The organism is Candidatus Termitispirillum reticulitermitis (assembly GCF_054655775.1).
The window spans coordinates 1-1,247 of sequence record NZ_BAAIHG010000150.1; the positions used below are offsets into that span (position 1 = coordinate 1).

The following is a 1,247-nucleotide window of genomic DNA, read 5'->3' on the forward strand; positions in this document are numbered from 1 at the left end:
TCCCCGGTATCCGCCTCCACCGTTACCGTATACTGCCTGATCGTCCCTATGCCGCTTACCACAAGAAAGGTAACGGGGCCGGAAAAATCAAAGGGCTCGGTTAAAGGGGGAACGGTAAAATCGCGGTTTTGTTTAATAAGGTTGATTACCTTGTCCGCCTTGTCGGCGCTGGTATAAAAGTCCATGGCATCCCTGAACAGATTGGCGGAAGGGAAGGCCCGCTCGATATAGTCAAAGGTTACCGGAACAAGAGACGCCTTGGGTCCCACTTGTATCTGCGGAATAAGGGAGCTTATATCCGTACCGGGGTTTACCGTTACACGGATAGTTGTGTCCCTATTTCGGCGCTCCCGATTTGGCCGGGAACGGTAAAGGATTTTATCCTGTCGTCATCGGGCGGAACAAGATCGTGGAAAAAATTATTGCACGACGAAAGGGAGAGGATTATTGATGTCAGGATCGCCGCTTTCAACAGGAAACGCTTATTACACCCTATCCGGGGTTCCGCTCTGCGCTGGGTTACGAATGGGGGCCCCTCAGAATTCAGGCGGAAGCGGGATATACCTATATCAAAGGGGATAATCCCCTGGTGCTGGACATAAGCATCGTCCCCGTCTTTCTCAAGGCAGGCTGGGATTTTATCCCTTTTAAAAAAGTTCCCCAATTGGCCCTGGGTCCCGTACTGGGGGCGGGCATGGTCTTTGCATCCGTTAATCATTATGAAACTGCCATTGCCATGCTGTTGGATAAAAAAACACAATCTTCCAACCGGGGTTTCTTTGTCCACGCCGGGGCGGAACTTTCCTGGTCCTTTAATGAATTGTGGATTTTCCCGCCAAAGGCGGTTTCCATTTACTCGGGTCTCGGGTCGTTCCAGCGTAAAGGTTTTTGTCTGCCTGTTGTATAAGGGCTGGGCAAGATCCGATGATGACGACGGTTTGTCAAAATCAAGGCTATTCACACCCGAACGCAGTTCGCTTCCGCCCAAGAGAACCTTTGCCCCGTTGGTGGTAAAGGCGGGGATCAGTTTATACGAAGCAATATTTTCTACCGGATAGGAAACATTCACCGTTACCTTTCTTGTGGTAAGCGGCATAGGGACGATCAGGCAGTATACGGTAACGGTGGAGGCGGATACCGGGGAGGGGAAGTTTATTTCCTTTGGCTTTACCAAATATGAAAACCCCGATCTGGTACGGAGCGCTTCGGGTTTTATTGATACAAGCACAAAAACGGTAACGGTGAAT

Annotated in this window: 2 protein-coding genes; both read right to left on the minus strand. The window is 50.3% G+C overall.

The window, feature by feature from the left end:
* A partial coding sequence (locus AC1MDJ_RS07915; protein WP_479690377.1) for a hypothetical protein occupies positions 1–269 on the minus strand: 269 nt, incomplete at its 3' end.
* A gap of 47 nt (positions 270–316) precedes the next feature.
* Positions 317–1,247: hypothetical protein (locus AC1MDJ_RS07920; RefSeq protein WP_479690378.1), on the minus strand; the 931-nt coding region annotated here is incomplete at its 5' end.